This is a genomic window from Bradyrhizobium sp. (assembly GCF_019242285.1).
Lineage (GTDB): Bacteria > Pseudomonadota > Alphaproteobacteria > Rhizobiales > Xanthobacteraceae > Bradyrhizobium.
Window position 1 is genome coordinate 20,361 of record NZ_JAFAVV010000222.1, and the last position, 7,134, is coordinate 27,494.

General features: G+C 61.2%; 7 protein-coding genes. 3 read left to right on the forward strand and 4 right to left on the reverse strand.

The window, feature by feature from the left end; genetic code table 11:
* Positions 1–59: 59 nt before the first annotated feature.
* From JOY90_RS08690 to JOY90_RS08705, 4 genes are all read right to left on the reverse strand, one after another.
* Positions 60–2,558, reverse strand: a complete 2,499-nt coding sequence (locus JOY90_RS08690) for an ATP-binding protein (RefSeq protein ID WP_291690733.1) — start codon at positions 2,556–2,558, stop codon at positions 60–62.
* 569 nt (positions 2,559–3,127) lie between these two features.
* Positions 3,128–3,805 (reverse strand): hypothetical protein, encoded by a 678-nt coding sequence (locus tag JOY90_RS08695; protein WP_291690734.1) that lies wholly within the window; start codon positions 3,803–3,805, stop codon positions 3,128–3,130.
* A gap of 36 nt (positions 3,806–3,841) precedes the next feature.
* Positions 3,842–4,477 carry a LysE family transporter gene (locus JOY90_RS08700; protein WP_291690735.1) on the reverse strand — a complete coding sequence of 212 codons (636 nt, stop codon included), beginning with the start codon at positions 4,475–4,477 and terminating at the stop codon, positions 3,842–3,844.
* A 7-nt stretch (positions 4,478–4,484) separates the two neighbouring features.
* Positions 4,485–4,805, reverse strand: coding sequence for a hypothetical protein (locus JOY90_RS08705; protein WP_291690736.1), 321 nt, complete (start codon positions 4,803–4,805; stop codon positions 4,485–4,487).
* A 160-nt stretch (positions 4,806–4,965) separates the two neighbouring features.
* On the opposite strand from JOY90_RS08705, the gene JOY90_RS08710 reads away from it, so the two are divergent.
* The 3 genes from JOY90_RS08710 to JOY90_RS08720 form a co-directional block, all read left to right on the forward strand.
* Entirely contained in the window at positions 4,966–5,871 is a 906-nt protein-coding gene (locus tag JOY90_RS08710; RefSeq protein ID WP_291690737.1) for a LysR family transcriptional regulator, read from the forward strand.
* A 50-nt stretch (positions 5,872–5,921) separates the two neighbouring features.
* Positions 5,922–6,830 carry a LysR family transcriptional regulator gene (locus JOY90_RS08715; protein WP_291690738.1) on the forward strand — a complete coding sequence of 303 codons (909 nt, stop codon included), beginning with the start codon at positions 5,922–5,924 and terminating at the stop codon, positions 6,828–6,830.
* A gap of 53 nt (positions 6,831–6,883) precedes the next feature.
* Positions 6,884–7,134, forward strand: a 251-nt coding sequence (locus JOY90_RS08720) for an NAD(P)H-binding protein (protein WP_367276898.1), incomplete at its 3' end; no start/stop codon positions are given.

Consider the following 7,134-nt stretch of genomic DNA (forward strand, 5'->3'; position numbering starts at 1 on the left):
CTTGGAGAGACATCCGTTTCCTTGGTTTGCAGATCAGGCTCGATTCTCAGGAATCCGGCCTATGCAGGTGCCTTGGTGCCAGCCAGGGTGGACGTGATCGCTTCGGACAACTGCCCCAGACGGAACGGCTTCGTGAGAAGCTTTGTATTGGCGCGGAAGTCGTCGGGCACCAGCGAGGGATCCGTGAAGCCGGACATGAAGAGAATGGGCAGATCGGGCCATCTACGGCGCGCCTGACGCGCCAAGTCAATGCCGGTCATGCCACCGGGCAGGAGAATGTCGGTCAGCAGCAGCGCGATCGGCTCCGGCCGCTCCAATTCGGCGATCGCCGAGGCAGCATTGATGACGACAATCGGGCTGTAGCCCATCGAGGACAGCATGGTGGATGCCATGGCGCCCACCAGCGGATTGTCTTCCACCACGAGAATGCGTTCGCCGGTCTCGCGTCGCAACAGTCGCGGCATCCCGGCGCGCGGCGGGTCGATTGCCGTCGGTCCCGCGCTCGGCAGATACAGCGTGACGCGTGTACCGTGCGCCACTCTGCTCGATATCACCACCGTGCCTCCCGATTGCCTGGCAAAGCCGTAGACCATGCTGAGGCCGAGCCCGCTGCCTTTCCCCACCTCCTTGGTGGTGAAGAACGGTTCGAACGCACGGCGCGCGATTTCGGGCGGCATGCCGGCGCCCATATCCGACACCGCTATCGTCACGTAATCACCGGGGACGATGCGTTCGCTGCCGTCATCGAGCGGCCGCTTGAGCACGGCATTTGCAGTCGTGATCGTCAAACGCCCGCTGCCGGCCATCGCATCCCGCGCGTTGATCGCGAGGTTGAGCAGCGCGTTCTGCAACTGCGTCGGATCGATCAGGCAGTGCCACAGCGTCGGGTCCTGCGCGACTTCGATCTCGATGGTTTCGCCGAGCGTCCGCTTCAGGATGGTCGTCATCCCGTTGACCAGCTGGTTCACGTCGGTGATCTGCGGCTGCAGCGTCTGCTTGCGGGCGAAAGCGAGCAGGCGGCGGTTGAGATCTGCGACCCGCTCCGCCGCCTCTATCGCCCGTTCGACCAGGCTGCGGCGGGAGACCTCGGCGGGCGGCAATTCGTCGAGCAGCAGATCGAGATTGCCGAGCGTCGCCGCCAGCATATTGTTGGAGTCGTGCGCGATCCCTCCGGCCAGCTGCCCGACGGCTTCGATCTTCTGTGCCTGACGTAGTTCGTCCTCGATGCGCTTGCGCTCCGTGATGTCGACCGACAACACGAAATAGCCGCGTACTGTGCCGTCATGACCGCGATCGGGCACCCGGATGGTCTCGCACCAGCGTTCATAGCCGTCCGGGAACGCCGCCAGCTCCTCGCCGCGGGTGGTTCGGCCGGCCAGCGCCGCCTCGATCTTCAGCCGCACCTCGCCAAATCGCAATGGATCGATGAACTCTTCGATCTCGCGCGTGCGGATGGCGGCGAGGGACGGCTGGGCATACCATTCGAGTGCGACGCGGTTGGCGTAGTGGATGTGACCATCGGCGCCGACCTGAACGATCAGGGCGGGGACGTTTTCCGTGACCAGCTGATGCTGCTCGAGGTTGTCCCGCAGGGCTTGTTCCGATTTCGCGCGCAGGCGCCATTGCCGCGCCAGACCAAGGCCGAATCCGGCGATCAACAGATTGAGCCCGGCGGCGACCAGGCTGTAGTACAGCGCATTGTTCTTCCAGCCGGACAGAAACTCGACCGGGTCGCGCGCCACCGTCACCACCAGTGGCGTTCCGGCGACCCGCCGATAGCTGATGGTTCGCGACGTTCCGTCCAGGATTCCGCTGCTTTCGAAGCTTCCGCTCGGCGCTTGCGGGAGATAGACCGTGAACAAGAGATTCGAGCTGACGCTGCGCCCGGCAAACTCGTCCGCGTTCGGCGCGCGCAGCAAAATCCTGCCGTCGTCTCGGTAAAGCGTCACGGTGCCGCGCCGCCCCACGTCCAGTGACAGAAAGAACTGCCGCAGCACATTGTAGTCGAGAGCCACCATGACGACGCCGTCAAAGCGTCCGTCGGCCGCCAGAAGGGCGCGGCTCACCGGGATAAAGCGACCTTGGGGAGGCACGCGTGAAATAAGCGGCACGTCGATGAAGAGACCGTGGCCGGGATCATCCCGGTGGACCTTGAAATAAGCCCTGTCGGCGAAGCTGATTGGCTTGCCGGATGCGTCGTTGCCCAGGGCATCGCCAAGCATCTTTCCGTCGGCATCGAGAACCACGATCGATTTTGCCGCAGGGTAGGGCGCCACCCTGTGCTTCAACTCGTTGATCAAGGCCGGATTGCCGGCCGATAGCAGGGACGGTTTCTGCTCGAGTGCATCGATGGTCGTGCCCAGCAGAAGGTCGACGCCTTGCATGTTGCGCAACATGTATTCTTCGAGGGCGCGGGCGAGATCGCCATTGGCGGCCTCAGTCGCCCTGAAGGTCTCCCGATAGTTCACTGACAGCACATGCGCTACGAAGGCATCGCACAAAATCGCCAGCACAAGGCCGCTCAGGACGATGATGTGGGGCGTCCAACGCCGGTCCATTCCGGACCCGGGTTTTGCCCCGAGCAAGGCGCCGATAATGCTTCTCTGCCGCGGACCGCGCCGATCGTCGACTGTTACTTTGGTTTGATCCGACAAGGCGCTAGAACCTTAGGAGATGGTCGAGCGGGCTTATCGCGAATTGATCCTCGCCCATCGTGAACGTTGACGAAATCGCGCAAAGCGTTGCCAAACTCGGCGTCTCGGAGCCAACGCTTTGCGAGATATTTTACGAAATAACACGTTTTGCTGGGAGATGTCATCCTGTTCGCGGCTTTGGTAAATGGCGGCGGCGAGGGGGCGGCCGCCCATTCGCCAGCGGCCGAAGGCGTCTCTGGCGGACTACAAGGTGCCGAAACACATCGAAATCGCACCACCCCGCCGCGCGAAGATTCCGGCAAATCCTCAAGCGCCGGCTGCGTGATCCCCATTGGGAGCGGGCGGGGCGGAGGATTTAGGAGCCACGACGCAAGCTTCCGTTTTCAGCGGCGTGGTGGGCTTGGCGGAAGCTTGCCGCCGGCTTGCTCTGGTTACGAATGACCCTGAAGCGGACGATAGTAATTGCAGGCGCATCAGATGCTCTTCTCCCGCCCCATCGAAGCGAGGAAAGCCTTCATCTGTGCCGGAGACTGCAAATGGTAGACGTGCTTATGGGATGACACGTCGGCAACAAGCTGGCGGTATCTTGGCGTCAGCCGGCGATGACATCGCCATATGACCCGGTAGCTATCGAGCGTGCTGCTCCAAACCGGACTGTTTTCCGGCCAACCCGTCGGATTTCGCAAGGCGCCTTGAACGAGGCGCTTGGTGACCCGCCAATAGTGCGTGGGCACAGGAAGGTCTATGTACACCAGCGTATCCGCTGCGGAGAACCGCTCCCAGGCCGAGGCTACGCAGCCATAGCCGTCAATTATCCAGTGGCTCTTGGCGAGCAGTTCCGAGTGCATTTCGAGGTACTCGCCATGTGGAATCCTGCCGCCATCTTTCTCGCTCGGCCAATAGCGCCCGTCACGAAACTGAAGCAGGTCGAGAGAGTAGAGTGGGAGCCCTGAGATTTCGGACAGCCGCGCCGCCAAGGTGGATTTTCCTCCACCTGCGTTGCCAAATACAGCAACTTTCTTCATGGCGACCTGCATTTGCCGGAGCATGAAAGCCAGATCAGTGTGTCGAGATAAGCGGGCGAAATAATAAACGACAGCATTTCCGATGCCAATTGTCTGGCGTAACAGGTCGAGCGCATTATTGGCCAAAGGTGACGCGCACGGCAGTGGCCCTCGAAGATATGGTCAAGCATTGGATAGCGCCTTTACTGCTATTCGCAGCAGTGTGAAGACCCCAAGAAACAAGAGCATAAGGCTTGCGAGTTGGCTGCTGAGTGCCAGAGTGTTTGCGTCGAACCGCGAGCGCGCCGTCCCGACCACCGTGCTGAGAATAATCCACCATGCGGTGGATCCGAGAAAAACACCCGCAACCAGCGATGGCGCGGCGGATTGATTGGCAAACGCATTTGACGCCGCGAAGAACAGGACGATCGTCATCGGATTGCTAAAGCCGATTGCAATGGCGCTCAGATATGCCCGTGTCAGACGGGTGCGATCGATTTCACCCGCGCGGCGAACGCTATTACCTGACCGATGCGCTCTGACGGCAAACCAGAGCATTGCCACGCCAGACAACGCACCTAGCGCCAACCCATTGGCCTGCATCCAGGTCTGCGCGAGGCTGCCCAGTCCGATAATGGCAATCGCGCTGTAGGCAAGATGCACGGTGGCGGCGCCAAGTCCCGTGACCAGTCCTGCTGCAGTGCTGCAAGCCAATGTTCGCTGGACGCACAGCATGCCCATCGGCCCGATCGGAGCAGCGACCGTGAAGCCTATTCCAGCGCCTGAAGCCAGCGCCGCAATCGTTTGCGCAAAGGGCATCGCAATTTCAGCTGCGCGTCAACACAATGGGTTCCCAGAAAAAGCGCATCGACTCTGCGCTGGCTTCGTGCAGGTTTATGCCGATGTCGCGCAACAGGAGCGGGTCCTCCTTGAGGTCCGCGCGCAACCTCGCTCTGAAACAGGCACGCTCCAGCCAGACAAGCGGCAGTTTGGCAAGGAACGATGGACCATGCGTTTGCGCATCGGCTTGGTCACTTGCACGAGCGCTCCGCTCAGTTGGCGCCAATCCGGCAGTGAGGAAAGAACCGAGCATCGCGAAATGAAATGATCCGTTTTCACCAAGCATAGAAAATCGTTTTCCGATCATGGATAGGACTCCTTGCGGGGCTGCCTGGTATCCAAAGCCTGTTATCAATGGCGCTCGGCGGGCGTAGCTGGCCGATGAAGTATGCAGCTTTCTGCAAATGCGGAGACGTCCCAAAATTTCACGCCGTGCTATCCAAGAATTTGATACCCTTGGCGTGGAGATGAACATGCAGATTTCGGGTCTTTCACTTGACCAGATGCGTGCCGCCCTTGCCGTCGCTGAAACGGGAAGCTTTTCGGCAGCTGCGCGGATGCTTCACCGCAAGCAGTCGGCTGTGAGCTACGCCGTGGCAAATCTGGAGCGTCAGCTCGGCGTTCTCCTGTTCGAACGAAGCGACGGACACGCGCCGACGACCACGGAAGCCGGCCGCGTGCTCCTTGGGGAAATGGGGGCGGTGGTCAGGCGCACTGATGAGATCAAAAACCAGGCCAAGGCAGTTGCGAAAGGACTGGAGAGCGAGGTCACCATCGTCATCGACTCGCTCTATCCAGTCGCCAAATGTGCGGCATTGTTTTGTGAATTCGCGGATCAATTTCCGTCTGTCAGCCTTCGGCTGATTACCGAATCGATGGGCGATGTGCAGAATTCGGTTCTCGATGGCAAATCAATGCTGGGAATCGCCGGAAGTGTTCCGGACCTTCCGACCGGCCTGCTAGGTGACGTTATCGGACAGGTCGCCCGCGTTCCTGTTGCAGCGAGGGACCACCCCCTTGTAGCTCGCGGCGAGTCAAATCGCCGACTGCCCGCTCACACCCTGCTTGATCACATTCAAATCATTGTCAGCGACCGCGGCGACGCAACGCCCGATCTCGCGGTCTATACGGCTCGCAAGTGGCGCGTAACCGATCCAGCCACAAAATATGAACTGCTGCTCGCGGGTGCAGGGTGGGGCTACATGCCGGAACACATGATCGCAGGCGACCTGGAAAGCGGAGCACTTCGGATCTTGCAGGTCGAAGGCCTGCCCGAGCGTAATCGGGTCGCAATGATGACGATCCGCCGCCGGGGAAATCGCCTGGGGCCAGCTGCTCGCTGGTTCCTTTCTCGACTAATGCAGACGTCTTAGGCCCGCTGCGTTGGCTATCCCCGTTGAGCGCATCCCCCTATGATCCGCACATGGATATAGCTGGCTTCGACCTCAACTTGATGAAGGCCTTTGATGCGTTGTATGCGGAGCGTCACGTGACGCGCGCCGGATCGCGGATCGGCCTCAGCCAGTCGGCGATGAGCGGAGCACTCACGCGCTTGCGCGAGCTTCTTGGGGACGAACTCTTCGTGCGAACGCCTTCAGGCATGCAGCCGACGCCCCGCGCCCATGACCTTGCTGGTCCCGTCTCGGATGCGCTCCGGCTTCTCCGGGGCGCGCTACAGGTCGATAGCTTCGACCCCGCGACGGCCGACAATACCGTCACGCTCGCGATGAGCGACTATGCGGCGTTCGTCTTGTTGCCGTCGCTCATGGCCCGCCTCAGCGTCGACGCCCCGCACATTAACGTGCGCGTCTGCGGGATGTTCGGACGAGACGAAGCTATCACGCTGCTCGACAGCGGCGAGGCGAACCTCGCGATCGGTTTCCCTGTCGATACGTCGGCGCGCATTATCAGCAGCCCGCTGTTTTTTGAGACTTTCGCTTGCGTCGTGCGGGAAGGACACCCGGCGTTCGCAGGTGGTCCAAGCCTCAAGGCTTTCGCAGCGGCGCCGCATCTCCTGGTCTCTCCCGAAGGCGACCGCTCCGGGATTGTCGATCTAAGGCTTGCCGAGCTCGGCCTCGGGCGGCGCGTCGTGCTGAGCTTACCGCAATTTCTGGCTGCACCCTTCGTGATCGCCGGAACCGACCTTGTCGCGACGCTGGCCTCCCGGGTCGCACGAAGATTCGCTGATACTGGAGCTGGCATCGCGATGTATGATCCGCCGCTCGAACTGCCCACCTGGCCACTTCACTTAATGTGGCACCGGCGGGCGGATAAGCATGGGGCTATCGCCTGGCTGCGCGGCCTCATCATCCAAATCGCCGCCTCGGCTTGACACCATCGGCGCGATCGATAGCGCCACATCAGGACTCGCGATTTCCATCCGCATTGCCGTTACGCTTTATTGGGTTCACCGAGATTGAAGAGGTGATCGACATGCGAGTTTTGGTAACTGGCGCGACTGGCTTGATCGGCGGTGCGGTAGCGCATCGATTGAAAGAGGGAGGTCATGAAATCGTGGGGCTCGCCCGGTCGGAAGCGAGCGCGGCCAAGCTACTCGACCGAGGCTTCGTGGTGGCGATGGGTGAGCTTGCCGATCCGGGGAGCCTGGCCTCAGCGGTGCGGGGTGCCGACGCCGT